Source organism: Shewanella pneumatophori, from assembly GCF_023283895.1.
Classification (GTDB): Bacteria; Pseudomonadota; Gammaproteobacteria; order Enterobacterales; family Shewanellaceae; genus Shewanella; species Shewanella pneumatophori.
Genome location: NZ_JAKILB010000035.1, coordinates 1 through 1,194, shown reverse-complemented (window position 1 = coordinate 1,194; position 1,194 = coordinate 1). Strand labels below are relative to the sequence as shown.

The following is a 1,194-nucleotide window of genomic DNA, read 5'->3' as shown; positions in this document are numbered from 1 at the left end:
CGTGATATCACCATCAACTAGACCTGAGATATCAACGCCATCAATTGAATAGCTGCCGTCATCATTAACCGTCACACCCGTGACGACTTGTACTGTGCCTGCGCTATCTGTGAGCGTGAGGGTCACAGTTGTGCCCGGCGCCACATCGGTGGTGGTACCTGAAATATTGGCGGTTTCGGCATTGTCGTCAACGGTTAATGCAACGGTGAGTGCGCCATCAGTGGCGTCCATGTTGTCGGTGGCTGAATCGGTGACAGGGTTGCCATTGCGATCATCTGCGCTGGCATTTACCGTGATATCACCATCAACCAGACCTGAGATATCAACGCCATCAATTGAATAAGAGCCGTCATCATTAACGGTGACGCCAGTCACTTGCTGAATATTGCCTGCGCTATCTGTAAGCGTGAGGGTCACAGTCGTGCCCGGCGCCACATCGGTGGTGGTACCAGAAATATTGGCGGTTTCGGCATTATCATTAACGGTTAATGCAACGGTTAAGGCGCCATCAGTGGCGTCCATGTTGTCGGTGGCGGAGTCTGTTACAGCGTTGCCATTGCGATCATCAGCGCTGGCATTTACCGTGATATCACCATCAACTAGACCTGAGATATCAACGCCATCAATTGAATAGCTGCCGTCATCATTAACCGTCACACCGGTGACTACTTGTACTGTGCCTGCGCTATCTGTAAGCGTGAGGGTCACAGTTGTGCCCGGTGCCACATCGGTGGTGGTACCAGAAATATTGGCAGTTTCGGCATTGTCCTCAACGGTTAATGCAACGGTGAGTGCGCCATCAGTGGCGTCCATGTTGTCGGTGGCGGAGTCTGTTACAGAGTTGCCATTGCGATCATCTGCGCTAGCGTTAACTGTGATGTCACCATCAACCAGACCTGAGATATCCACGCCATCAATTGAATAGCTGCCGTCATCATTAACCGTCACACCCGTGACGACTTGTACTGTGCCTGCGCTATCTGTAAGCGTGAGGGTCACAGTCGTGCCCGGCGCCACATCGGTGGTGGTACCAGAAATGTTAGCTGTTTCGGCATTGTCATCCACAGTTAGGGTAACGGTTAATGCGCCATCAGTGGCGTCCATGTTGTCGGTGGCGGAGTCTGTTACAGGGTTGCCATTGCGATCATCTGCGCTGGCATTTACCGTGATATCACCATCAACTAGACCTGAGAT

1 protein-coding gene is annotated in these 1,194 nt (G+C 52.0%); it reads right to left on the bottom strand.

Going from position 1 to position 1,194, the window contains the following annotated elements:
- Positions 1-1,194: hypothetical protein (locus L2740_RS21370; RefSeq protein WP_248952001.1), on the bottom strand; the 1,194-nt coding region annotated here is incomplete at both ends.